This is a genomic window from Kribbella sp. NPDC051137 (genome assembly GCF_040682535.1).
In the GTDB taxonomy this organism is placed as follows: Bacteria; Actinomycetota; Actinomycetes; order Propionibacteriales; family Kribbellaceae; genus Kribbella; species Kribbella karoonensis.
Genome location: NZ_JBFBBI010000004.1, coordinates 719,025 through 742,982, shown reverse-complemented (window position 1 = coordinate 742,982; position 23,958 = coordinate 719,025). Strand labels below are relative to the sequence as shown.

General features: G+C 68.7%; 20 protein-coding genes. 10 read left to right on the top strand and 10 right to left on the bottom strand.

Annotated elements, in window-relative coordinates; all coding sequences use genetic code 11:
• The first annotated feature begins 142 nt into the window (after window positions 1-142).
• From AB0M51_RS24735 to AB0M51_RS24715, 5 genes are all read left to right on the top strand, one after another.
• The gene (locus AB0M51_RS24735) at window positions 143-1,135 is read left to right on the top strand and encodes an ABC transporter permease (protein WP_344194922.1); all 993 of its coding nucleotides are present in this window, start codon (window positions 143-145) and stop codon (window positions 1,133-1,135) included.
• Window positions 1,136-1,191: 56 nt separating this feature from the next.
• The gene (locus tag AB0M51_RS24730) at window positions 1,192-2,970 is read left to right on the top strand and encodes an ABC transporter substrate-binding protein (RefSeq protein WP_344194924.1); all 1,779 of its coding nucleotides are present in this window, start codon (window positions 1,192-1,194) and stop codon (window positions 2,968-2,970) included.
• A gap of 95 nt (window positions 2,971-3,065) precedes the next feature.
• On the top strand, window positions 3,066-4,079 hold the full coding sequence (locus AB0M51_RS24725; protein ID WP_344194926.1) for an ABC transporter permease: 1,014 nt from the start codon (window positions 3,066-3,068) through the stop codon (window positions 4,077-4,079).
• Complete coding sequence (locus tag AB0M51_RS24720) at window positions 4,076-5,146, top strand: ABC transporter ATP-binding protein (protein ID WP_344194928.1); 1,071 nt, start codon at window positions 4,076-4,078, stop codon at window positions 5,144-5,146. The genes AB0M51_RS24725 and AB0M51_RS24720 overlap by 4 nt, the downstream gene beginning before the upstream one ends.
• Window positions 5,147-5,158: 12 nt before the next feature.
• Window positions 5,159-6,208: a dipeptide ABC transporter ATP-binding protein gene (locus AB0M51_RS24715; protein ID WP_344194930.1), complete on the top strand. Its 1,050-nt coding sequence runs from the start codon at window positions 5,159-5,161 to the stop codon at window positions 6,206-6,208.
• Here AB0M51_RS24715 and AB0M51_RS24710 read toward each other — a convergent pair.
• Genes AB0M51_RS24710 through AB0M51_RS24695 form a run of 4 tightly spaced genes read right to left on the bottom strand, consistent with a single transcriptional unit; the run spans window position 6,205 to window position 9,954 of the window.
• Window positions 6,205-7,335 (bottom strand): hypothetical protein, encoded by a 1,131-nt coding sequence (locus tag AB0M51_RS24710; RefSeq protein WP_363750547.1) that lies wholly within the window; start codon window positions 7,333-7,335, stop codon window positions 6,205-6,207. The two genes, AB0M51_RS24715 and AB0M51_RS24710, sit on opposite strands and share 4 nt — an antisense overlap.
• The gene (locus AB0M51_RS24705) at window positions 7,332-7,838 is read right to left on the bottom strand and encodes a SigE family RNA polymerase sigma factor (RefSeq protein WP_344194934.1); all 507 of its coding nucleotides are present in this window, start codon (window positions 7,836-7,838) and stop codon (window positions 7,332-7,334) included. The genes AB0M51_RS24710 and AB0M51_RS24705 overlap by 4 nt, the downstream gene beginning before the upstream one ends.
• 20 nt (window positions 7,839-7,858) lie before the next feature.
• Window positions 7,859-8,659: an SGNH/GDSL hydrolase family protein gene (locus tag AB0M51_RS24700; RefSeq protein ID WP_344194936.1), complete on the bottom strand. Its 801-nt coding sequence runs from the start codon at window positions 8,657-8,659 to the stop codon at window positions 7,859-7,861.
• Window positions 8,656-9,954, bottom strand: coding sequence for an alpha/beta hydrolase-fold protein (locus AB0M51_RS24695; RefSeq protein ID WP_363750544.1), 1,299 nt, complete (start codon window positions 9,952-9,954; stop codon window positions 8,656-8,658). The genes AB0M51_RS24700 and AB0M51_RS24695 overlap by 4 nt, the downstream gene beginning before the upstream one ends.
• Before the next feature lie 290 nt (window positions 9,955-10,244).
• Between AB0M51_RS24695 and AB0M51_RS24690 the strand changes: the two genes are divergently transcribed.
• From AB0M51_RS24690 to AB0M51_RS24680, 3 genes are read left to right on the top strand one after another with little or no spacing between them, the layout of a single operon-like run.
• Window positions 10,245-11,078: an MIP/aquaporin family protein gene (locus tag AB0M51_RS24690; RefSeq protein ID WP_344194940.1), complete on the top strand. Its 834-nt coding sequence runs from the start codon at window positions 10,245-10,247 to the stop codon at window positions 11,076-11,078.
• A 39-nt stretch (window positions 11,079-11,117) separates the two neighbouring features.
• A complete protein-coding gene (glpK, locus tag AB0M51_RS24685; protein WP_344194942.1) occupies window positions 11,118-12,635 on the top strand; it encodes a glycerol kinase GlpK in 1,518 nt (505 codons plus the stop codon).
• Window positions 12,636-12,651: 16 nt separating this feature from the next.
• Window positions 12,652-14,364 carry a glycerol-3-phosphate dehydrogenase/oxidase gene (locus AB0M51_RS24680; RefSeq protein WP_344194944.1) on the top strand — a complete coding sequence of 571 codons (1,713 nt, stop codon included), beginning with the start codon at window positions 12,652-12,654 and terminating at the stop codon, window positions 14,362-14,364.
• A gap of 49 nt (window positions 14,365-14,413) precedes the next feature.
• Here the strand turns inward: AB0M51_RS24680 and AB0M51_RS24675 are convergent, their stop codons facing one another.
• The 6 genes from AB0M51_RS24675 to AB0M51_RS24650 all read right to left on the bottom strand — a co-directional run bounded on the left by AB0M51_RS24675 (window position 14,414) and on the right by AB0M51_RS24650 (window position 21,590).
• The gene (locus tag AB0M51_RS24675; RefSeq protein ID WP_344194946.1) at window positions 14,414-14,788 is read right to left on the bottom strand and encodes a hypothetical protein; all 375 of its coding nucleotides are present in this window, start codon (window positions 14,786-14,788) and stop codon (window positions 14,414-14,416) included.
• Window positions 14,789-14,902: 114 nt separating this feature from the next.
• Entirely contained in the window at window positions 14,903-16,408 is a 1,506-nt protein-coding gene (gene glpK / locus AB0M51_RS24670) for a glycerol kinase GlpK (protein WP_344194948.1), read from the bottom strand.
• A gap of 165 nt (window positions 16,409-16,573) precedes the next feature.
• Window positions 16,574-17,332, bottom strand: coding sequence for an IclR family transcriptional regulator (locus AB0M51_RS24665; protein WP_344194950.1), 759 nt, complete (start codon window positions 17,330-17,332; stop codon window positions 16,574-16,576).
• 49 nt (window positions 17,333-17,381) lie between these two features.
• Window positions 17,382-19,904 carry an FtsX-like permease family protein gene (locus AB0M51_RS24660; RefSeq protein ID WP_344194952.1) on the bottom strand — a complete coding sequence of 841 codons (2,523 nt, stop codon included), beginning with the start codon at window positions 19,902-19,904 and terminating at the stop codon, window positions 17,382-17,384.
• Window positions 19,904-20,656, bottom strand: a complete 753-nt coding sequence (locus AB0M51_RS24655; RefSeq protein WP_344194954.1) for an ABC transporter ATP-binding protein — start codon at window positions 20,654-20,656, stop codon at window positions 19,904-19,906. Before AB0M51_RS24655 ends, AB0M51_RS24660 begins: the two co-directional genes overlap by 1 nt.
• Window positions 20,657-20,705: 49 nt before the next feature.
• The gene (locus tag AB0M51_RS24650) at window positions 20,706-21,590 is read right to left on the bottom strand and encodes a PD-(D/E)XK nuclease family protein (RefSeq protein ID WP_344194956.1); all 885 of its coding nucleotides are present in this window, start codon (window positions 21,588-21,590) and stop codon (window positions 20,706-20,708) included.
• Window positions 21,591-21,711: 121 nt separating this feature from the next.
• On the opposite strand from AB0M51_RS24650, the gene AB0M51_RS24645 reads away from it, so the two are divergent.
• Together AB0M51_RS24645 and AB0M51_RS24640 are read left to right on the top strand one after the other, a co-directional pair.
• Window positions 21,712-22,866 carry a M50 family metallopeptidase gene (locus AB0M51_RS24645; RefSeq protein WP_344194958.1) on the top strand — a complete coding sequence of 385 codons (1,155 nt, stop codon included), beginning with the start codon at window positions 21,712-21,714 and terminating at the stop codon, window positions 22,864-22,866.
• Window positions 22,867-22,906: 40 nt separating this feature from the next.
• Window positions 22,907-23,869 (top strand): tRNA (adenine-N1)-methyltransferase, encoded by a 963-nt coding sequence (locus tag AB0M51_RS24640; RefSeq protein WP_344194960.1) that lies wholly within the window; start codon window positions 22,907-22,909, stop codon window positions 23,867-23,869.
• The last annotated feature ends 89 nt before the right edge of the window (window positions 23,870-23,958 follow it).

Genomic DNA, 23,958 nt, shown 5'->3' with positions numbered 1-23,958 from the left:
GGACGATTTCCTGACGATCACGATCGGGCAACGCAGCACTTTCCGCGTTTGACTCCGGGCTGTAATGGCGGCAGGTTAAGGCGGCAGCCATACCGGATTTCGTTCCGGTTCATCCGACGAACGAGGCAGGGGTACAGATCGCGTGAGCGCGCCACTCGAGGTCGATCCCGGATCAGCGTCAGCCCAGCCCGAGGCGCTGCTGGAAGGCGCCGGCAAGATCGAGGGCCGGTCGCTCTGGCAGATCTCCTGGATGCGGCTAAAGCGCGACAAGGTCGCGATCGCCGGCGGCTGCATCGTGTTCTTCCTGATCCTGGTCGCGATCTTCGCGCCGCTGATCACCAAGCTCGTCGGGGTCACCCCGAACGACTTCCACCAGGACCTCGTGGACGCCTCGCTGCAGACCCCGATCGGCAAGTTCGGCGGGGTCAGCGGCGCGCACCCACTGGGCGTCGAGCCGGTCAACGGCCGCGACATCTTCGCCCGGATCGTGTACGGCGCCCGGATCTCGCTGCTGATCGCGTTCCTCGCGACGCTGCTGTCGGTGGTCATCGGGGTCGTGATGGGCATCGTCGCCGGCTACTTCGGCGGCTGGGTCGACACCCTGATCAGCCGGCTGATGGACATCTTCCTGGCGTTCCCGCTGGTGCTGTTCGCGCTCGCGCTGGTCGGCGCCGTACCGGACTCGATCCTCGGCCTCAGCGGTGACGCGCTCCGGGTCGCGCTGATCGTCTTCATCATCGGCTTCTTCAGCTGGCCGTACATCGGCCGGATCATCCGCGGCCAGACGCTCTCGCTGCGCGAGCGGGAGTTCGTCGACGCGGCCCGGAGCCTCGGGGCGCGGCGTCCGTACATCCTGTTCACCGAGCTGCTGCCGAACCTGATCGCGCCGATCCTGGTCTACTCCACGCTGCTGATCCCGACCAACGTGCTCTTCGAGGCCGGTCTGTCGTACCTGGGTGTCGGTGTCCGCCCCCCGACCGCCAGCTGGGGCGACATGCTGTCGATCGCGGCGAAGTGGTACTCCGTCGACCCGTGGTACATGATCTCGCCCGGTCTGGCGATCTTCATCACGGTGCTGGCCTTCAACCTGTTCGGCGACGGGCTGCGCGACGCGCTCGACCCGCGGTCGCGGTAGGACTTCTCTCCAACCAGGGAGCCTGGGCTCTCACGAATAAAGGGGTGCAAGTAGAGATGAGATGGAATCGCATCACGACGGCCACCGCCGTCAGTGCGGCCGTCGCCCTGAGCCTGGTGGCTTGTGGGGGACCGAAGGCGAAGCCGGGCGGCTCCGCCTCCGAGGGCGGCGGGGCGACGCCGGAGTTCAACGCCGCGGTCGGGAAGATCTTCAACCCGAGCGACAAGAAGGGCGGCACGCTCCGGATGGCGATCACCCAGAACTGGGACTCGACCGACCCGGGCGACACCTACTACGGCCTGTCCTGGAACCTGGTCCGGAACTACGTCCGGCCGCTGATGACGTTCGCGGCCAAGCCGGGCGCCGAGGGCGCGAAGCCCGTGCCGGACCTGGCCGAGGCCCCTGGTGTGCCGAGCGACGACGCCAAGACGTGGACCTACAAGATCCGCAAGGGCATCAAGTTCGAGGACGGCACGCCGGTCACCTCGAAGGACGTGAAGTACGCCGTCGCACGGTCGCTGGACAAGGTCACGCTGCCGAACGGCCCGACCTACTTCAACGACTTCCTGCTGGGCATCCCGGCGAACTACAGCGTCTACAAGGACCCGACGCTCGCCGGGGTCGCGAAGGCGATCGAGACGCCGGACGACAACACGATCGTCTTCCACCTGAACAAGCCGTTCGCGTCCTTCGACTACTTCGCGCAGCTGCCGTCGACGGCTCCGGTGCCGCAGAAGAAGGACACCGGCGCGAAGTACAAGGAACACCCGATCGCGACCGGTCCGTACAAGTTCGAGAGCTACAACGCGAACACCGGGATCAGCCTGGTCCGCAACGACCAGTACGACCCGTCCACCGACCCGGACTCGGGCCGTAAGGCGCTGCCGGACAAGATCACCGTCGCGTTCAACGTCGAGGGCACCGACATCGACAACCGGCTGCTCGCCGGTGACCTGGACGTCGACATCGCGGGGACCGGCGTGCAGCCGGAGACCCAGGCGAAGATCCTCGCCGACCCGAAGCTGAAGGCGCACGCCGACAACGTGCCGGCGCCGCGGCTGAACTTCACCGTCATCAACAGCCAGGTCGCGCCGCTGGACAACGTGCACTGCCGCAAGGCCGTGCTGTACGCCGCTGACCACGAGGGCTACCAGCGTGCGTACGGCGGTCCGATCGGCGGCGACATCGCCACCAACCTGATGCCGCCGGGAATCACCGGCTCGGAGCAGTTCGACGACTACGGCTTCAAGACCGACAAGAACGGCAACGTCGACAAGGCCAAGCAGGAACTGCAGCAGTGCGGCCAGCCGAACGGCTTCGCGATGAACATCGCCTACCGCACGGACCGGGCCAAGGAGAAGGCGGTCGCCGAGACGCTGCAGCAGTCGCTGAAGCGGGTCGGGATCAACCTGACCACGAAGCCGTACCCGACCGGTGACTACACCAAGCTGTACGCCGGCAAGCCGGCCTTCGCGAAGGCGAACAAGCTCGGCCTGATCGTCTACAGCTGGGGCGCGGACTGGAACGACGGCTTCGGCTTCCTGAGCCAGATCGTCGACAGCCGGGTGATCCGGGAGGCCGGTGGTAACACCAACCTCGGTATCCGTATCCCGGAGGTCGACACGATGATCGACCAGGCGCTGAAGACGACCGACGAGACCGCCCGGAACAAGATCTGGGTGGACATCGACAAGAAGGTCATGGAGCAGGCGGCGGCGCTGCCGGGCATCTGGGCCAAGGGCCTGCTGTACCGTCCGGACACGCTGGCCAACGTCTTCACCAACGACGGTCAGAACATGTACGACTACGCGGCGATCGGACTCGCCCAGAAGTAGTTGCTCTGACCAACCATCATTTCGCCAGCAGAGGTAGGTGAAGGCTGACGGTGGCCGGTGATCGCAGCTGATCATCGGCCACCAGGCCGCGAACGGTGCTCGCATATCTGGTCCGCCGGGTGATCGGGGCAGTGATCCTGCTCTTCATCGTCACGGCAGTCACGTTCTCGATCTTCTTCCTGGTCCCGCGACTCGGCGGTGCCACGGCGGACGACCTGGCCTCGCGGTACGTCGGCCGGAGCGTCGGCGCGGAGCAGATCCACGAGACGGCGGTACGGCTCGGCTTCACCGATCCGCTCTACGTGCAGTACGGCCGGTTCGTGAAAGGACTGGTCGCCGGTACGGACTACAACTACGGCGCGGGCGTGGAGCGCTGCCCGGCGCCGTGTTTCGGGTACTCGTACCTGACCCAGACACCGGTCTGGCCGGACCTGGTCGCGCGAATACCGGTCACCGCCTCGCTGGCGGGCGGCGCGGCCTTCATCTGGCTGGTCACCGGTGTCGGCACCGGCATCATCTCCGCACTGAAACGCGGATCGATCCTGGACCGATCACTGATGTCGGTGGCGCTGGCCGGTGTCTCACTGCCGATCTTCTTCACCGGCCTGCTCTCGTTGTCGATCTTCAGTTACGGCCTCGGCTGGACGGTGCAGGGCGGTACCAACCCACTCGACGAGACCAACCCGTTGTGGTGGGCGTACGACCTGATCCTGCCGTGGGTGACGCTCGCGTTCCTGTACGCCGCGGCGTACGCACGACTCACCCGGGCCGGCATGCTCGAGACGATGAACGAGGACTTCGTCCGCACCGCGAGAGCCAAGGGCCTGACCGAGCGGGACGTGGTGATCAAGCACGGGCTGCGCTCCGCGCTGACCCCGATCCTGACGATCTTCGGCCTGGACCTCGGTCTGCTGATGGGTGGCGCGATCCTCACCGAGACCACGTTCTCGCTACCGGGCATCGGCCAGTACGCCGTCATCGCGCTGCAGGCGAACGACCTGCCGAAGGTGCTCGGTGTGACGCTGGTGGCCGCGTTCTTCATCGTGCTGGCCAACCTGATCGTTGACCTGTTGTACGCCGTCGTCGACCCGAGGGTGCGGATCTCGTGAGTGAGCCCATCGAAGAAGTCCAAGACGCCCCGCAGCGGGTCGAGCGCGGTGAGGCGTTCCTCGACGTCCGTGACCTGAGGGTGCACTTCCCGACCGACGACGGTGTGGTGAAGTCCGTCGACGGGATCTCGTTCAAGCTGGAGCGGGGCAAGACGCTCGGCATCGTCGGCGAGTCCGGCTCGGGGAAGAGTGTCACCAGCCTGTCGATCATGGGCCTGCACAAGCCCGGCGTCGCGAAGATCAGCGGCCAGGTCTTCCTGGACGGCCAGGACCTGATCTCGTCGTCGCGCGAAGAGGTCCGGCTGCTGCGCGGCAAGCGGATGGCGATGATCTTCCAGGACCCGCTGTCCGCGATGCACCCGTTCTACACGGTCGGCCACCAGATCATCGAGGCCTACCGGGTGCACAACCAGGTCAGCAAGCAGGTCGCCCGCAAGCACGCGATCGAGATGCTCGACCGGGTCGGCATCCCGCAGCCCGACCGGCGGGTGGACGCGTACCCGCACCAGTTCTCCGGCGGCATGCGGCAGCGCGCGATGATCGCGATGGCGTTGTCCTGCGACCCGGACCTGCTGATCGCGGACGAGCCGACCACGGCGCTGGACGTCACCGTGCAGGCGCAGATCCTGGACCTGATCCGGGACCTGCAGCGCGAGTTCAACTCCGCGGTGATCATCATCACCCACGACCTCGGCGTGGTCGCCGAGCTGGCCGACGACATCCAGGTGATGTACGCCGGCCGCGCGATCGAGTACGGCACCGCCGAGGACATCTTCGACCGGCCGCAACACCCGTACACCTGGGGGCTGCTCGGTTCGATGCCGCGGATCGACCGGGAGCGCAGCGAGCGGCTGATCCCGATCAAGGGCACGCCGCCGAGCCTGATCAACGTGCCGAAGGGCTGCGCGTTCAACCCGCGCTGCAACTACGCGCACCTGAACAACGGCCTCAGTGAGACCGAGCGGCCGGAGCTCCTGGACACCGGCGACGGCCACCTGGTGGCCTGCCATCTCTCCCCGCAGAACCGCCGCGAGGCGTGGGAGACCGACATCAAGCCGAAGCTCTGAACGGGACGACTTGTGACTACTACTGACGCCGAATCGACTCCGAAGCCAGTGAAGGACGGCGAGGAGCTGCTCTCGGTCGACGGCCTCGTCAAGCACTTCCCGATCCGCAAAGGGCTGTTGCAGCGCCAGGTCGGTGCCGTCCAGGCGGTCGACGGCCTGACCTTCAGCGTGCGGCAGGGCGAGACGCTGTCGCTGGTCGGGGAGTCGGGTTGTGGCAAGACCACGACCGGCCGCCTGCTGACCCGGCTGGAGACGCCGACGGCCGGCAAGATCGTGTTCGAGGGCCGCGACATCAGCCACCTCAGCGAGGGGCGGATGCGTCCGATGCGGCGCGACGTACAGATGATCTTCCAGGACCCGTACGGCTCGCTGAACCCGCGGCACACCGTCGGCAAGATCGTCGGGGCGCCGTTCAAGCTGCAGAACGTGAAGACCGAGCACGGCGTGAAGAAGGCCGTGCAGGAGCTGCTCGAACTGGTCGGCCTGTCGCCGGAGCACTACAACCGCTACCCGCACGAGTTCTCCGGCGGCCAGCGGCAGCGGATCGGGATCGCCCGGACGCTTGCGCTGCGCCCGAAGCTGATCGTCGCGGACGAGCCCGTGTCGGCGCTGGACGTGTCGATCCAGGCGCAGGTGGTGAACCTGCTCGAGGACCTGCAGGACGAGTTCGACCTGACGTACGTGATGATCGCCCACGACCTGTCCGTCGTACGGCACGTGTCCGACCGGGTCGCGGTCATGTACCTCGGCAAGATCGTCGAACTGGCGGACCGCGTCAGCCTGTACGAGCGCCCGATGCACCCGTACACGGTCGCCCTGCTGTCCGCCGTCCCGGTCCCCGACACGAAGCGCAAGGCCAAGCGGGAACGCATCCGCCTCCAGGGTGACGTCCCCAGCCCGATCAACCCGCCGCCGGCCTGCCGCTTCCACACCCGCTGCTGGAAGGCCCAGGAGATCTGCAAGACCCAGGAACCACCCCTGGTCGAGCTAGCCCCGGGCCACCAAACCGCCTGCCACTTCCCGGAAAACGTGGAAACACCGGCGGCCAAGGTGGCCGACTAGAGGTCGATGATCGGCGCGCCTGTCGGTAGCGCGATGGACGCGGTGCGCGGCGGGGTCCTGCTGAAGCTCAGCTTGGTGAACTTCGGTACGGCGGTTCTGACTGCTCCGGTGCGGGCGTCGACGACGAGCAGGTCGACGTCGCGGTTCGGGCGTTGGCCTGCGAGCGTGCAGGTGGTGTCGTCGAGCCACTGGCCGAAGTACTTGGTGACGTAGGTGTTCGGCAGGGCGATCCGGCTGCCCGACGCCACCTCGTAGAGCTGGAGGTCTGCCCAGAGCGGCTGGATGCCCGGCTGGGCGTCGTCCAGTTGCGTGACGAGGTAGGTCGCGGCCGGCGACAGGAACGCCTGCTCGCCGGTGAACCTGGCGGGTGCCGTGGCGTTCACGGTCCTCGCGGCCGCGAGGGTGTGGGGCCGGAACTTGTTGAGTGGTTGCTGGAAGACGAACTCACCGGCGGTCACGGCGCGGACGACGTCGGGACTGAGCTTCGCGACGAGCTCGCCCTGATTGGTGATCAGGTCCCAGCGGTACAGGCCTTGAAGGGTGCCGAAATACGCGTGGTTGCCGTCGAGTGCGGCGACTCGGGGGGAGACTGCGAGGCTCAGGTTGGGCGGGATCTTGTTGCCGATCCCGGTACGGACGAGTTCGCGGCGGGCGGCGACGTCGTACACGACCGACTCGACGTGGTCGTTGAAACTTTCCACCCACGCGACCCGGTTGCCGTCGCCGACCAGGCGCCACGTGCTCTTGCCCAGGGAGCGTACGCCGGAGCGGTCGACGACGTGGATGGCGTTCTCCGCGTTGAGGAAGACGAAGCCGGCGTCGGTCTGTACGAACGCGATCACAGCTTGCGGAGCAACAGAGATCACTTCGTCGCCGTAGTGGATCTCGGAGCCGACGGCGTACGTCACCCGCCGCTCGGCGAAAGGCGGCGGCAGGTGGCGTTTGCGGGACGCGGCGACCGCGAGGCCGCCGCCGGCGAGGGCGACGGCGGTGCCGCCGAAGATCGTCAGGGCACGGCGGCGGGTGAGGCGGCGGTCGCCGGCCGCGATGATCTCGTCGAGGTCGAACGGCGGCGGTTCGACGCTGTCGGCGCGTTCGGTGAGCGTGTCCTTGAGCAGGTCGGTCATTCGGTCAGCCCCGCCTTCTGTACGACGTCGGCGCCCAGCCGGGCACGGAGCTTCTTCAGTGCGTCCGAGACCTGGCTCTTCACGGTCCCGACGCTGCACCCCAGGACCTCGGCGGTCTGCACCTCGGTGAGGTCCTCGTAGTACCGCAGCACCAGCGCCGCCCGCTGCCGCGGCGGCAACTGCTGCAGCTCGTGCCACAGCCAGATTCGCGCGGTCGAGTCGTCCGCGTGCACGGCACGGTCCGGTACGTCGTCATGAGGCCGCTCGGCGTGCCAGGACTTCCGGCGCCACCAGGCGATCGCGGTGTTCGTGATCGCGCGCCGCGTGTACGCCTCGGCGTTCTGCGGGTCGCGCAGGCGGTGCCAGCTGACGTACGTCTTCACGAGGCCCTCCTGGACGAGGTCCTCGGCCAGACCGCGGTCGCCGGCCAGCAGGTACGCGTACCGGAACAGCGCCGCGTGCCTGCCGGTCGCGAACTCGGCGAACGCCGTCGTATCGGCCACCACGTCCCCCTAGGGTCTGTCTACCCTCCTTGATGCGAGGACGTGGGCAAAGGGTTGGGTGTTGCGGAGAGCAGCACGCTGGCGATCAGCGCGTGCCCGGCCGCGTTCGGGTGGTCGCCGTCGGCGGCGAGCAGCGATGTGATGTTCGAGCTGTCCTTGAACGGCGTGTAGATGTCGACGTACGTCGCGTCGTCCGCGGCTGCCGCGTCGTTGATCGCGCCGTTGGTCCGGAGTGTGAGCTGGTCGCTGGCGACCCGGCCGCTGGCGGGGTACTGGCGGGCCGCGACGTCGCCGTCCTCGAACACGTTCCAGTAGCCGGTCATCAGGATCGTGGTCGGCTTGTTGTCCCGGAGCGCGTGGATCCGGGTCAGGATCTTGTCCAGGTTCACCGTCAGCTGCTCGAACTCGTCGGAGACGCAGTCGCCCGTGCACTGACCGCTGGTGACGTCGTCGTGGTGGTCGCCGAAGTCGTTCGCCCCGATCGTCAGCAGTACGACGTTGGCCGCGGCAGTGGCGACCTCGGTGGGGGAGTTGGGCTGGTTCAGCGTCTGCAGCAGACCGGACGAGTCCAGTCCGCCGACGCCCAGGTTCGTGACCCCGACGGTGGAGCCGCGCTCCTGGAGCAGGTCGCCGTACATCTGGGGGAACGCCGAGCAGTTGCAGTTGGAGCCGGAGGTGACCGAGTCGCCGAGGGCCACGACGTGGATCTGACCGGCCGGCGGCGGGCTGAAGACCTCACTCACCGTGTCGGCGCCGCTGATCACGGTGACGACGATGAGTACGACCAGGCCGACGGAGAGCCGTCGAAGTGTCTGGATCACGCGGTTTTCGTGCGCCTCGTTTCGTGGTGCCCGGGAAGGGCGAGCTGACTCGTCGCAGGGTGGTGCGCGAGCCCCGGGAGGGCTAGTTGTTTCGCCAGCCAAGGATAGGCCGACGCGAAGGCGGGTGCCGCGAACTGCCACACATGCGTGCCGGGCGAGATCTCGACCCGGGACCAGATCCCGACCTTGGCCGCGGCCTTCGACAGTTCCTCCGCCTCGTGCTGGTGGCGGCGCTCCGCGGTGCTGGTCAGGAACAGGCCGTTCACGCCCGTGTACTTGCCGTGCGCCTTCATCACCAGAAGTGCCTCGTTCTGGTGCTCGAGGGTCACGTTGCCGCCGTACAGGTCGTGCAGGCTCGCGGCCGGCGTGCTCGTGTACGGCGCGAGGTCGCCGGAGATGTCGATGAAGTGCGTGAACACGTCCGGGTGCTCGACGACCAGGTCGAGCGAGCAGGTCCCGCCCATCGAGAACCCGGCGACCGCCCACTGCTCCGGGTTGGTGGAGGCACCGAACGTCTTCTCGATGTACTTCGGGATGTCCTGGTCGAGGTGGTCCGCGGAGTTGCCGCGCGGGCCGTTCACGCACTCGGTGTCGTTGTCGAATTTCCGGGTCGCGTCGACGAACACCAGGATCGGCGCGTACCCGTGGTGCTCGCGCGCGTACTGGTCGGACACCTGGACCGCGTTGCCGAGCCGGACCCAGTCGCCGGGCCCGCCGCGCTCACCGCCGACCAGTTCGACGACGGGCAGCGGGTGCCGGTGCTCGCTGCGGACGAACCAGATCGGCGGCAGGTAGACCAGCTCCGGCCGGTGCTTGAAGTGGCTGTACGTCGCCGGGATGGTGACCTGGACGAGCTTGCCGACGCCCGGCGGCTTCGTCGCGTTGGCCTCGCGGCGGAGCCCCGACATCGACACCTGTCCCGGTAGCGGGGTGTTGGTCCAGTCGCTCACCGCGGAGTCGATGGTCGGGTAGTACCCGACGAACTGGTTCACGCCGTTCGCGCAGACCAGCGCGGCGAGGGCCGCGGCCACGACCGCCATACCCCGTCGCCACCACCGCGCGGTCCGCCACCCGGCGGCCAGCACGAGCAGGGCGGCGATGGCGAGGCCCAGCCACAGCCACACCGAGAACGGCAGCGGATCGGTCACACCGACCGCCTTGGCGCCGGGAGTCCACGCCAGGACGGTCAGCAGCACCGTGACGCCCGCGATCAGCGGGACCATCCGCCAGTGCCATTTGTAGTCCCGCCACCCGACGGCCGCGATCAGCGCGCCGGCGGCGAGCACGTCGAGCATCGCCGGAAACCATCCCCCCAGCAGCGATACGTTCATCCACAACCCTCCGAAGTCACTGGACCCAACCCCCAGACGCCTCACCACGGTAGATGGTTGGCACGGCGTTTCCGGGCGTACTCAGCGTCCCCTCAGATTCGTGATGCTGAGTGATCAAGCAATCACCGAGTGTCGCAACCCCTGGTCCGGTGGTCCGCGTTCGACAATGTCGAACGGCGGGCGTTGTTCCGCGCGACGTTCGCTCTTACATTCCAGCCAGCCGTGGTCGTCACGGCGACGAAGGGAGGTTCGGTATGGCTACGACCGAAACGGTCAAGGCGAAGACCCTTCTGGGGGAGTGTTCCGCCGAGTTGCTGGGAACGTTCATCCTGATCCTGTTCGGCGTCGGCGTGGTCGCGCAGGTGGTGGCCGGCGGGATCGGCAACCACGACTCGATCGCGTGGGCGTGGGGTCTCGGCGTCACGCTCGGCGTCTACGTGGCGGGCCGGATGACCGGCGCGCACCTCAATCCGGCGGTCACGATCGCGCTGGCCGCGTTCCGCGGGTTCAGCTGGAAGAAGGTGCTGCCGTACTCGGTGGCACAGTTCCTCGGGGCGTTCCTGGCGGCGCTGGTGGTCCGGTGGAACTACACGGAGGCACTGAACAAGTTCGACCCGGGGCTGACCCGGAAGAGCCAGATCGTGTTCTCGACGCTGCCGGGCAACGGCGCGGACATCGGCGTACATCTCTGGGGCGGCTTCCGCGACCAGATCATCGGTACGGCGATCCTGATGCTGCTGATCCTGGCCATCACCGACCTGCGGAACACCGCCCCGGCGGCGAATCTGGCCCCGTTCATCATCGGCCTCGCGGTGGTCGGCATCGGCATGGCGTGGGGTACGAACGCCGGCTACGCGATCAACCCCGCCCGTGACTTCGGCCCACGGCTGGCATCCTTCATCACCGGGTACGGTGGCGCGTTCAAGGACCAGTTCGGCGAGGTCTACTTCTGGGTGCCGATCGTGGCGCCGATCCTGGGCGCGCTGCTCGGCGCCCTGATCTACGACCAACTGGTCGGCCGCTTCCTGCCGATCTCGGACGAGGACGAGGAACCCGGCCGGATCCCGGAGGAGGACACGACCGCATGAAACCCCTGGGCAATTCGTTGTGTGAGGAGAGGACCTTCCATGGCTGACTTCGTCGGTGCCGTCGACCAAGGCACCACGAGCACCCGCTTCATGATCTTCGACCACTCCGGCAACGAGGTGGGCAAGCACCAGCTCGAGCACGAGCAGATCCTGCCGCGGGCGGGCTGGGTCGAGCACAACCCGCTCGAGATCTGGGAGCGGACCAGTTCGGTGATCCGGACGGCGATGAACGCGCAGGGCCTGCAGGCGAGCGACCTGGCGGCGCTCGGCATCACCAACCAGCGCGAGACCGCGGTGGTCTGGAACCGGAAGACCGGCCGGCCGTACTACAACGCGATCGTCTGGCAGGACACCCGGACCGACCGGATCGCCTCCGCGCTGGAACGCGAGGGTAAGGGCGACGTGATCCGGCAGAAGGCCGGCCTGCCGCCGGCGACCTACTTCTCGGCCGGCAAGGTGCAGTGGATCCTCGAGAACGTCGACGGTGTCCGCGAGGCCGCCGAGGCCGGGGACGCGGTCTTCGGCAACACCGACACCTGGCTGCTGTGGAACCTGACCGGCGGCACCGACGGCGGCGTACACGTCACCGACGTCACGAACGCCAGCCGGACCATGCTGATGAACCTCGAGACGCTCGACTGGGACGACGAGCTGATCAGCTTCTTCAACATCCCGCGCTCGATGCTGCCGGAGATCCGGCCGTCGTCGGACCCGAACAAGTACGGCGAAACGCTGGCCAACGGCCCGCTCGGCGGCGTCATCCCGCTGACCGGCGACCTCGGCGACCAGCAGGCGGCGACCGTCGGGCAGGTGTGCTTCAACCCTGGTGAAGCGAAGAACACCTACGGCACCGGCAACTTCATGCTGCTGAACACCGGCACCGAACTGGTCCGCTCGAAGGCCGGCCTGCTCAGCACGATGTGCTACAAGTTCGGCGACGAGGCGCCGGTGTACGCGCTGGAGGGTTCGATCGCGGTCACCGGCTCCGCGGTGCAGTGGCTGCGCGACCAGCTCGGCATCATCTCCGGCGCCGCCGAGATCGAGACACTGGCCAAGCAGGTCGAGGACAACGGCGGTGTGTACTTCGTACCGGCGTTCTCCGGCCTGTTCGCCCCGTACTGGCGCTCCGACGCCCGCGGCGCGATCGTCGGGCTGTCCCGGTTCAACACCAACGCCCACCTGGCGCGCGCGACACTGGAAGCGATCTGCTACCAGAGCAAGGACGTCGCGGACGCGATGGAGAAGGACTCCGGCGTGAAGCTCGACGTCCTGAAGGTGGACGGCGGCGTGACCGCGAACGAGCTGGCCATGCAGATGCAGGCCGACATCCTCGGCGTACCGGTGAGCAAGCCGGTCGTCGCGGAGACCACCGCGCTCGGCGCGGCGTACGCGGCCGGGCTCGCCGTGGGCTTCTGGAAGAACAAGGACGAGCTCGTGCAGAACTGGAACGAGGACAAGCGGTGGGAGCCGCACTGGACCGACGAGCAGCGGGCTCAGGGGTATGCCGGATGGCACAAGGCCGTCCAGCGCACGCTCGACTGGGTCGACGTCGACTGATCAGGAGGAAACAACTGTGGCTGTAGTGGCTCTGTCACCGCAAGCAAGGGCCGACGCGATCGACGCGCTGGCGGACGGACGCGAACTGGACGTCCTGGTGATCGGTGGCGGGGTGGTCGGCACCGGGTCGGCGCTCGATGCCGCCACCCGGGGCCTGACCACCGGACTGCTGGAGGCCCGCGACTTCGCGAGCGGCACCTCCAGCAGGTCCAGCAAGCTGATCCACGGCGGCCTGCGCTACCTCGAGATGCTCGACTTCCGGCTCGTGCACGAGGCCCTGCAGGAGCGCGGCCTGCTCCTGCAGCGGCTGGCACCGCACCTGGTGAAGCCGGTGCCGTTCCTGTACCCGCTGCAGCACCGGTGGTGGGAGCGGTTCTACGCCGGCGCCGGCGTCGCGCTGTACGACGGGATGGCGGTCAGCTCGGGGCTCGGCGCCGGGCTGCCGATCCACCGGCACCTGACCCGGCGCGGGGCGATGCGGCTGGTCCCGTCGCTGAAGAAGTCCGCGTTGGTCGGCGCGCTGCAGTACTACGACGCGCAGGTCGACGACGCGCGGCACACGATGGAGCTCGCCCGGACGGCAGCGTCGTACGGCGCTCTCGTCGCGAACCGGGTGAAGGTGACCGGCTTCCTGCGTCAGGGGGAGCGGGTCACCGGCGTCCAGGCGAAGGACCTGGAGAGCGGGCGTGAGTTCGAGGTCCGCGCGAAGCAGGTCGTGAACGCGACCGGCGTGTGGACCGACGACACCCAGGCGATGGTGGGGGAGCGCGGGCAGTACCACGTGCGCGCGTCGAAGGGCATCCACCTCGTCGTACCGAAGGACCGGATCCAGTCCAGCACCGGGATGATCCTGCGGACCGAGAAGTCCGTGCTGTTCATCATCCCCTGGGGCCGGCACTGGCTGATCGGTACCACCGACACCGACTGGCACCTGGACAAGGCGCATCCGGCGGCGACGAGCAAGGACATCGAGTACCTGCTCGACCACGTGAACGCCGTACTGACGACGCCGCTCACCCGGGAGGACGTCGAGGGCGTGTACGCCGGCCTGCGTCCGCTGCTGGCGGGGGAGTCGGAGAGTACGTCGAAACTGTCCCGCGAGCACGTCGTCGCGCACAGCGCACCCGGTCTCGTGGTAGTTGCCGGCGGCAAGTACACGACGTACCGGGTGATGGCGAAGGACGCCATCGACGCGGTCGCGGACGCGCTCGACGGGCGGGTGCCGCGCAGTGTCACGAAGAACATCCCGCTGGTCGGCGCCGACGGGTACCAGGCGCTGTGGAACCAGCGCCAGCTGATCGCGCAGCGCTCGGGGCTGCACGTGGCCCGGATCGAGCACCTGCTGAACCGGTACGGCGCGCTGGTCGACGAAGTACTCGACCTGGTCGCGGAAGACCCGTCGCTCGGCGAGCAGCTGCCCGGCACCCAGGACTACCTGAAGGCCGAGATCGTGTACGGCGCCAAGGCCGAAGGCGCCCGGCATCTCGACGACATCCTGGCCCGCCGGACCCGGATCTCGATCGAGGCGTGGGACCGCGGCGTCGGTGCCGCCGAGGCCGCCGCCCGGCTGATCGCCCCGATCCTCGGCTGGGACGAACAGACCGTCGAACGCGAGGTCTCGTTCTACCTGAAGCGCGTCCAGTCCGAGCGCGACTCCCAGGACCAGCCCGACGACGAGTCCGCCGACAAGGTCCGCCTGGAGGCCCCCGACATCGTCTCACCCGCCTGACCCGGAGGGGTGCCGGGGAGGGCCGTCGCGCCGGCCCTCCCCGGCATGCTCAGCCGTTGGCGACCGTCACGACGTAGTTGGCGCCGTCGTCGGTGAAGCTGTAGTCACCGGGACCGTTGACCGTCTTCGCTCCGAGGTTGTCGTCGTCGTCCGGCCAGTCGCCCTCCATCAGCGTCAGCACCTTGCCCTGCGGTACGGCGACGTTCTGGATGTCCTTGCTGTCCCCGGTGGTCATCTGCACCGGCCCCCAGATCGTGCTGCCGTCGACCACGAGGTACGCGTCGTCGGCACCGGTGTTGTCCTCCTGCTCGTTGCACTTGATGTGCGTGATCACCAGCCCGGCCTGCGGGGCCGCGTGTGCGGCGACCGGAGCGACCGTGACGGTGCTGAGCCCGAGTGCGGCAGCGGCGAGAATCCTGAACATGAGCGTCGTCCTCCCGTGGTGGTTGCGTGTGTTCAGGACGTTAGGCAGCTTCTGTGTCAAGCGTTTGACAGTCGCATCACGGCCGACGCTCTTCGGATCTGACCGAAGGGGTTGCTAAATCTCCTGGTCCTCCGGGCGGATCCAGTTGAAGGTGCGCTGGACCGCGGCCTGCCAGTTCGCGTACTCGGTGGCGCGGCGGGCCGGCTCCATGTGCGGCATCCACTGGCCGGCCCGGTGCCAGTTGCTGCGGAGGCCTTCGAGATCGGGCCAGTACCCGACCGCGAGACCGGCGGCGTACGCGGCGCCCAGCGACACCGTCTCGGTGACCATCGGCCGGACCACGCGGACGTCCAGCAGGTCGGCGAGGAACTGCATCAGCAGGTTGTTCGCCGTCATCCCGCCGTCGACCTTGAGCGCGGTCAGCGCGATCCCGGAGTCGGCGTTCATCGCGTCCACCACCTCGAGCGTCTGGAACCCGGTCGCCTCCAGCACCGCGCGGGCCAGGTGCCCCTTGGTGATGTACCCGGTCAGCCCGGCGATCACCCCGCGGGCCTCGCTGCGCCAGTGCGGCGCGAACAGACCCGAGAAGGCCGGCACGATGTACGCGCCGCCGTTGTCGTCGACCGTCCGCGCGAGCGTCTCGATCTCGGCAGCGGTGTGGATCATCCCGAGCCCGTCGCGGAACCACTGCACCAACGACCCGGTGACCGCCATCGACCCTTCGAGCGCGTACGACGCCGGCTGGTCGCCGATCCGGTACGCGACCGTCGTCAGCATCCCGTGCTTCGACCGGACGATCTCCTGCCCGGTGTTCATCAGCAGGAACGATCCCGTGCCGTACGTGCACTTCGCCTCACCCGCGCTGAAACACGTCTGCCCGAACAGCGCCGCCTGCTGGTCCCCGAGCGCGGCCCCGATGCGGACACCCGGGAGCACCTCGGTCGCGGTCGCGAACACCCCCGACGAGGGCCGGATCTCCGGCAGGATCGCCCGCGGTACGTCGAACGCCGCGAGCAGCTCGTCGTCCCAGTCGAGCGTCTCGATGTTCATCAGCATGGTCCGGCTGGCGTTCGTCACGTCGGTGACGTGCAACCCTCGCGTGAAGTTCCAGATCAGCCAGGTCTCCATCGTGCCGAACAGGATCTCTCCGCGCTCGGCCCGTTGCCGCAGACCCGGCGTGTGGTCGAGCATCCAGCGGATCCGCGGCGCCGAGAAGTACGTCGTCAGCGGCAGCCCACAGCGGTCCGCGAACCGGTCCGGGCCGGCGTCGCCCGCCAGTTCCGTGACCAGCCGGTCCGTCCGGGTGTCCTGCCAGACCACCGCGTGCCCGATCGGCCGGCCGGTGGCGCGGTCCCAGAGCAGGCTGGTCTCCCGCTGATTGGTGATGCCGATGGCAACGACCTGCGCCGGGTCGGCCCCGATCTGCCGGACCGCTGCCGGGACCACCCGGCTGACGTTCCGCCAGATCTCCTCGGCGTCGTGCTCCACCCATCCCGGTCGCGGGAACAGCTGCCGATGCTCCCGCTGCGCCACCGACACCAGCCGCCCACGCCGATCGAACAGGATGCACCGACTCGAGTTCGTCCCCTGATCCACCGCCGCCACATACTGCTCAGCCATCCCCCCACCCCCCACTCACCCAGCCTACGCACGCTCCCGCCCCCACTGCCTCCGCGCACGCGAACGGACATCCCCTGGTCTTGCCGGTTCTCCGGCCTTGACAAGAGGGGAGAACGGGCAGCCCGAGGGGATATCCGTTCGCGTGGCCGAGGGCCGGGGGAGCGGTCATGCGTCGTCCCGGAGATCGCGGGCGATGGCCTCGGCGGTGGCGCGGACCATCGTGACCAGGTCGTCGCGGTGCCGGAGACGGCTGTCGCAGATGCGTTCGATGCGTCCGGTGAGGCCGACGGCGCCGACGACCAGGCCACCGAGGCCGCGGATCGGGGCCGCGATACTCGCCAGCTCGACGGTGTGCTCCTCGAACTCGGCCGCCCACCCGCGCGCCCGGACCCCCGCCAGTTCCTCGCCGAGCCGGGACGGGTCGGTGATCGTGCGCGTGGTGAACGCCTCCAGCACCCGCGGACGCGCCGCCCCACTGGTGTCGTACGCGAGCACCGCCTTGCCGAGTGCGGTCGCGTGCGGCGGCAACGTCGTACCCACGTCCAGGTCCTGGTCACTGTCGTCCGGCCGGAAGACGTGATGCACGACCACGACCTTCCCTTCGACGAGCCGGCCGACCCGGACCACCTCGCCGCTCCGCGACGCCAGCGAGTCCGCCCAGTTGATCGCCCGGCTGCGCAGCTCGTTCGGATCCAGATAGCTCTCACCGAGCCGCCCGAACGCGTCGCTCAGGTGGTAGTGCGCCCCGCTCCGGTCCTGGTCGACGAACCCGACCTGATGCAGCGTCCGGAGGATCCCGTGCACGGTCGGCTTCGCCAGCCCGAGCGCGTTCGCGAGATCGGCGACCCCCAGCCCTTCAGGTGCGGCGGCGAGCAGTCGCAGCACCGCCGCGGCCCGCTCGATCGACTGCACGGTGCCCGGCACACCGGCAGGCTACCGGTGAATCACCGGTCTGGCTCCACCTCACGGAACCTCACTCCGACGCGATCGCCCGCAACACATCCAACCGAGCCGCCCGCCGCGCCGGCCAAACCGCCGCCAGCACCCCGAACGCTGCTGCGACGACAACCGCCGCGATCAACTGGAGGACCGGGACGTCGCGCACCGGGAGACCGTCGTTCACCATCGTTGCCTGGATCGCCACCGCGAATCCCACCCCGATCAGCATCCCGAGCAGCGCGCCCAGCAACGTGATCGCGATCGATTCGACCTGCAGCATGCGACGCAGTTGTGGGCGGTCCATGCCGATGGACCGCAGCAGCCCGATCTCCCGCGTGCGTTCGATGACGCCGAGCGCCAGCGTGTTCACGATCCCGAGGAGTGCGATCAGGATCGCCATCGCGAGAAGGAATCCGAGGGCCGCCAGCACCCCGTTCACCGGGGTCAGCGCGCTCGCGGCGTACGCCTGCTGGTCGCGGACCTCGACCGACGGGTAGTCCTTGGTCAGCTGGGCCAGGATACCGGTTCGGACTTGTGCGACCTGCTTGCCCTGGGCCACATCGACGTACAGCAGGCTGTCGCTCGGCGGCCCGCCGATCCGCTCGTACGTCGCAAGCGACAGCACGACTCCGTTGAGCTGCCGGTTCGGTGCGAGGATGCCGCCGACCGTCAGCCGGGTGGTTCCGGTCGTCGTCTTCAGTTCGAAGCTCTTGCCGACCGTAACCTTCAGTGTCTTGGCCAGGTTCCGCGGGAGGATTGCCTGACCTGCGTCGAGCGCGTCGGCGGAACCGGAGTCGAACTTCGTCACGATCGGGCCGGTGAGGGTGCCGTCGCTGACGCCCATGACCTGGATGGTGTTGCTGCCGACCTGTCCGGGCTCCTGGCGGACCCGGTGGACGCCGGTGACCCCGTCGACCTTGGCGGTCCGGTCGCCGACCTGGCTGCTGAAGTTCTGGCTTCCGTTGTTCGTGATCAGGATGTTGGACGTGCCGAGCGCCTGCAGGACGGTCTGGTGGATGGAGGCCTTCGCGGTCGCGGCGATCACCAGCAGTCCGCAGATCAGCGAGACCGAGATCATCAGCGCGGACGCGGTCGCCGACGTACGGCGTGGGTTCCGCTCGGCGTTGCGACGGCCGAGGGTGACAGGTGCCTTGCGACCGAACGGGTACATCAGCCCGCGAACGACGTACCTGCTGATCAGGGGGCCGACCATGACGACGGACAGCGTGGCGATCCCGGCGGCGAGGGTCAGCAGGACCGCGCCCGCGAGGCCGGTGGTGGACACGCCCAGGCCGGTCAGGACCAGGCTCATCAACAGTATGAAACCGCCCGTCAGCGCGCGCTTGAGGGCCGGCTGCTCCGGGATCTGGGCATCGTCGCGCATCGCGGCGATCGGCGGCAGCTTGCCGGCCCGGCGGGCCGCCGGCGCGGCGGCGGCGACCGTGACGCCGATCCCGAGGAGATAACACACGATGATCGTGGTCGGGGTGACCTGGAGGCTCGCGGTCGGGATGCGCAGGTGCAGCACTTGATAGCCGAACCGGATGCCGACCGCCACCAGGATGCCGATCAGGAGTCCGAGGGAGGCGCCGAGGAAGCCGATGATCACACTCTCGGTCAAGATCGTCCGGGTCACCTGCGCGCGCGACGCGCCGATCGCCCGGAGCATCGCGAGCTCCTTCGAGCGCTGGGCCACGACCATCGAGAACGTGTTGACGATCAGGAACGTGCCGACGAACAACGCGAGGCCGGCGAACAGCGCCATGACGATGCTGAAGCCGCCGAAGGTGTTGTCGAGGTCGTGCTTACCGTCCGCGGCGACCTGCTCGGCGGTACGGACCTTCACCGAAGCGCCGAGGGTCGAGCTGATCGTCTTGCTGACGGCGGACGGGTCGGAGCCCGGTGCGACGACGACCGCGATGGACGTCCAGCCGGCCTTGCCGAGCAGCAGGCGCTGCGCGGTTGCTCCGTCGAAGGTGACCAGCGGCGCTCCCGCAGCGGCACCCGACGACGGGGAGGTGGTGATCGCGGTCAAGGTCGCCGTGACGGCTTGGGCCGGCGTGACGACCCGCACCTGGTCGCCGACGGAGTAGCCCGCTCGGGTGGCGGTGCCTTGGTCAAGGGCGAGCTGGTGCTCGCCCCACGGTGCCGTGCCGGTGATGGCCAGGAACGGCGCGGCCTGGCTCGTCCGCGGCCAGGCGGCGCCGAACGTGGTCAGTCCGTAGTCCTCGACCTCCTTGCCACTGGGATCGAGGACCTGGACGTCACCGACCAGGAGTTGGGGTATGGCGGCTGCGACGCCCGGTACGGTCCGGAGCCGGTCGGCGACATCACTCTGGAAGGTCGGCGGTGTGCCCGTGGTGCTCGTGATCGGCGAGGACGGTGTGACGGTGATGTCGGCCGTGCTGACCTCGAAGTTCTTCTTCAGGGCGGTGGACAGGGTGTCGGTGAAAACCATCGCGCCGCCGGCGAACGCCACGCCCAGGGTGACGGCGACGGTGCAGAGGACGAAGCGGAGGCGGTGGGCGAGGACGGAGCGGAGGCCTAGTTTGAACATCAGCCGGCCGGCTCGGTGGCGGGGTCCAGTTGCTTCATCCGGTCCAGGACCGATTCGGCGGTCGGGTCGAGGAGCTCGGACTGCAGTTCGCCGTCGGCGAGGAACAGGACGCGGTCGGCGTACGACGCGGCGGTCGGGTCGTGGGTGACCATCACCACGGTCTGCTGGAAGTCGCGGACGGAGCGGTGCAGGAAGGCGAGGACGTCGCCCGAGGAGCGGGAGTCGAGGTTGCCGGTGGGCTCGTCGGCGAACACCACGTCGGGGCGGGAGACCAGCGCGCGGGCGCAGGCGACGCGCTGCTGCTGGCCGCCGGACAGCTCGGACGGGCGGTGGCCGAGGCGGTCGCCGAGGCCGATCGTGTCGACGACCGTGGCCAGCCAGTCCTGGTCGGGTTTGCGGCCGGCCAGGTCGAGCGGGAGCGTGATGTTCTCCAGCGCGGACAGCGTCGGGACCAGGTTGAACGCCTGGAACACGAACCCGATCCGGTCCCGGCGCAGGTGCGTGAGCTGCTTCTCCGGGAGCGTGGTCAGGTCGACGTCGCCGAGCAGCACCTTGCCGTCGGACGGCTTGTCGAGGCCCGCGAGACAGTGCAGCAGCGTGGACTTCCCGGAACCGGACGGTCCCATGATCGCGGTGAACCGGCCCTTGCCGAACTCCGCGCTGACACCGGCCAGTGCGTCCACCTGCGTCGAGCCGCCGCCGTACCGCTTCCAGACCTCGACCGCCTGGACCGCCAGATCGCCCACACTCATGCGACGAACCGTATCCACCCGGGGTTCCTCGCCCGGGCAGCGCCCGGGGCTAGCCGTCGACGGTGATCAGATCGATGCCGGCGGACTCGGCCGCCACCTCCTCGACCGAGCGGGTCGGGAGCGGCGGCGGGGTGCCGCCCCAGGCAGGGCAGAGCGGCTTGTGGTCGCACCAGTCGCAGAGCGGCCCGGGACTCGGGCGCCAGTCGCCGGAGTCGAGCGCGCGGGTGATCGCGACCCAGAGCGCGGACACCTTCCGCTCGCAGGCGCGCAGGTCGGCCTCGTCGGGGACGTACCGGACGATCTCACCGTTGCCCAGGTACACCAACTGCAGCATCGCGGGCACCACGCCGCGGAGCTTCCACAGCACGAGCGCGTAGAACTTCATCTGGAAGAGCGCCTTCGCCTCGAAGAACTCCGAGGGCGACCGGCCGGTTTTGTAGTCGACCACCCGGATCTCACCGGTCGGCGCGACGTCCAGCCGGTCAACGTACCCGCGAAGAACCAGGCCGGAGTCCAGCGCGGTCTCGACGTACAGCTCCCGCTCGGCGGGCTCCAGTGCGTTCGGGTCCTCGAGCGTGAAGTACTTGCCGAGCAGCTGGTGTGCCTCGGCCAGCCACTTGGCCAGCTCCTCGCCGCTCGCGTCCTCCGCGAACAGCTCGCCGACCTCCGGCTCGTCCTCGAGCAGCCGCTGCCACTGCGGCTCGAGCATCGTCGCCGCCTGCTCCAGCGTCCGCTGCCCGCGGGGCAGGTCGAACAACCGCTCCAGCACGGCATGGACGACGGTCCCGCGGACGGCGGCCGGCGACGGCTTCTCCGGCAACCGGTCGACCACTCGGAACCGGTACTTGAGCGGACAGCTCATGAAGTCCGCGGCCCGGGACGGCGACAGGGCACCCCGCGGATGCGGATCGGCTTCGGTTGCTGCAGCGCTCATGCCCCAAACCCTAGGCACAACCACCGACACTTCGCGCGCACCCCACCCCGGCCTGTGGAAAACCAGGTCTCATCACAGGGCCGTCGCACGTAGTTACCGGCAGCCAAGTAGCGTTGCCCTGATGCCTGACTCGCGCGACCCCGACAACCCGGCCCAGCCGGCCGGCCCCCCGCCGCCCGGAACGTGGGTGCTCGGACGTGTCCGCGGGATCCGGCTGACGATGCGGTTCACCTGGCTGCCGGTGGCGATGCTGCTGGCGCTCGGTTTCGCGACGATCATCGGCCAGCAGTTCCCGTCGCTCGGCGGCTGGCGGTACGTCGCCGCGTTCGCGTTCGTGGTGGCGTTCACGTTCTCGATCCTGGTGCACGAGCTCGCGCACGCGCTGATGGCGCTGCGGTTCGGGATCGGGGTCACCGAGATCAACCTCGGCTTCTTCGCGGCCGGCACGCATATCGAGGGCGAGCGGAAGTCGCCGCTCGAGGAGTTCGCGGTGTCGGTCGTCGGCCCGATCGCGTCACTGGTCGTCGGCGGCCTCGCGTACTTCGCCTCGCGCGCGTTCGACGAGGGCGTCGGGTACGTCGCGCTCTGGGAGCTCGGCATCGCCAACCTGATCGTCGGCGTGACGAACCTGCTGCCCGGCCTGCCGCTCGACGGCGGCTGGGTGCTGCGGGCGATCGTCTGGAAGCTCACCGGCAACATGCACACCGGCACCGTGGCGGCCGCCTGGGCGGGCCGGGCGCTCGCGATCCTGGTGCTGGCCGGACCGGTGATCGCCGAGCAACTCTGGGGCTGGCAGCCGTCGATCATCGACTTCGTGATCGCGCTGCTGATCGGGTTCTTCCTCTGGTCGGGCTCGACCGCGTCGTTGATGCAGGCGCGGTTGCGGCGCAAGCTGCCCGCGCTGCAGGTGCGCACCCTGGCCCGGCGCGCCATCGCCGTACATTCCGGTACGCCGATCTCGGAGGCCGTCCGGATGGCCGCGGACGTCCAGGCGGGGGCGGTCGTGGTGATCGACGGCGACGGCAGGCCGCACGCGCTGGTGTCGGAGTCCGCGGTCTCGGCGGTCGCACCGAACCAGCGACCGTGGACCACGGTGAGCGAGGTTTCCACCCGGATCGGCGCGGGCCACATCATCGGCGTGAACGACACCGGCGAGGAGATCCTCGCCACACTGCGTGAGCACCCGGCGTCTGAGTACCTGGTGCTGGACGCCGCCGGCGGCGTGTACGGCGTGCTCGCGACGGCGGACGTCGAACGGGCGTTCCGGGCCCGCTGATTAGAGGGTTGCGGTGACCGAAAGTTAAGGTGAGCGCCTTATGGCTGACTTGCGCGACTTCCCCGACCAGGCGTACTCCGGCGTCCACCACGGACCGCTGCAGGAGGGCGAGTGGATCACCCTGCAGGACTCGAAGGGCCGCCGGCACTCGGTGAAGCTGGAGCGCGGCAAGATCTTCCACACCACCAAGGGCGGGATCGCGCACGACGACCTGATCGACGGCCCGGACGCGGTCACGATCCGCTCCAAGGGCAACGTCGAGTACCTGGCGCTGCGCCCGCTGATGGCCGACTACTCGGTGTCGATGCCGCGCGGCGCCGCGGTGATCTACCCGAAGGACACCGCGCAGATCGTCACGATGGCCGACATCTTCCCGGGCGCGAAGGTGGTCGAGGCCGGCGCCGGCTCCGGTGCGCTGACCACCGCGCTGCTGCGCGCGGTCGGGATCCACGGACAGGTGATCTCGTTCGAGCGCCGGGAGGACTTCGCCGAGGTCGCGCGGAAGAACGTCACCGGCTTCTTCGGCGCTGAGCACCCGGCCTGGCGGCTCGAGGTCGGCGACCTGGTCGAGAAGCTGAACGAGCAGGACGTGGACCGGGTGGTCCTCGACATGCTCGCCCCGTGGGAGTGCGTGGACGTCGTTGCCGAGGCGCTGTCACCCGGCGGGGTGTTCTGCGCTTACGTCGCCACCACGACGCAGCTGAGCCGGGTCGTGGAGACGCTCAGGGCACACGGCGAGTTCACGGAGCCGCGCGCGTGGGAGTCGCTCGTGCGAGACTGGCACGTAGAGGGTCTCGCCGTACGTCCAGGTCACCGGATGCAGGGGCACACGGCGTTCCTCGTGACCGCCCGGAGGATGGCCCACGGCGTCCAGGCGCCGCGGAAGAAGCGCCGTCCGGCACCGGGCGCGTACGGCGACGACTACGCCGGCCCGCGGCGCGCGGAGCCGGGCACCGGAGCGTCGGCGGAACAACCGGTGCAAACTTCCGGCGACATGCCGTAGGCAACCTGCTCATCCGCAACCGACACGTGATGGGATTCAGCTTGCCCGGCGAGGTTTTCTGGGTAAGGTCCATAGGGTCGAGCCCCACA

Bases quoted from the DNA above. Each gene is read 5' to 3' on its own strand.
- AB0M51_RS24730 (WP_344194924.1), top strand. From the start codon at position 1,192: ATGAGATGGAATCGCATCACGACGGCCACCGCCGTCAGTGCGGCCGTC.
- AB0M51_RS24710 (WP_363750547.1), bottom strand. From the start codon at position 7,335: ATGACCGACCTGCTCAAGGACACGCTCACCGAACGCGCCGACAGCGTC.
- AB0M51_RS24695 (WP_363750544.1), bottom strand. From the start codon at position 9,954: ATGCTCGACGTGCTCGCCGCCGGCGCGCTGATCGCGGCCGTCGGGTGG.
- AB0M51_RS24690 (WP_344194940.1), top strand. From the start codon at position 10,245: ATGGCTACGACCGAAACGGTCAAGGCGAAGACCCTTCTGGGGGAGTGT.
- glpK (WP_344194942.1), top strand. From the start codon at position 11,118: ATGGCTGACTTCGTCGGTGCCGTCGACCAAGGCACCACGAGCACCCGC.
- AB0M51_RS24675 (WP_344194946.1), bottom strand. From the start codon at position 14,788: ATGTTCAGGATTCTCGCCGCTGCCGCACTCGGGCTCAGCACCGTCACG.
- glpK (WP_344194948.1), bottom strand. From the start codon at position 16,408: ATGGCTGAGCAGTATGTGGCGGCGGTGGATCAGGGGACGAACTCGAGT.
- AB0M51_RS24660 (WP_344194952.1), bottom strand. From the start codon at position 19,904: ATGTTCAAACTAGGCCTCCGCTCCGTCCTCGCCCACCGCCTCCGCTTC.
- AB0M51_RS24655 (WP_344194954.1), bottom strand. From the start codon at position 20,656: ATGAGTGTGGGCGATCTGGCGGTCCAGGCGGTCGAGGTCTGGAAGCGG.
- AB0M51_RS24650 (WP_344194956.1), bottom strand. From the start codon at position 21,590: ATGAGCGCTGCAGCAACCGAAGCCGATCCGCATCCGCGGGGTGCCCTG.
- AB0M51_RS24645 (WP_344194958.1), top strand. From the start codon at position 21,712: ATGCCTGACTCGCGCGACCCCGACAACCCGGCCCAGCCGGCCGGCCCC.
- AB0M51_RS24640 (WP_344194960.1), top strand. From the start codon at position 22,907: ATGGCTGACTTGCGCGACTTCCCCGACCAGGCGTACTCCGGCGTCCAC.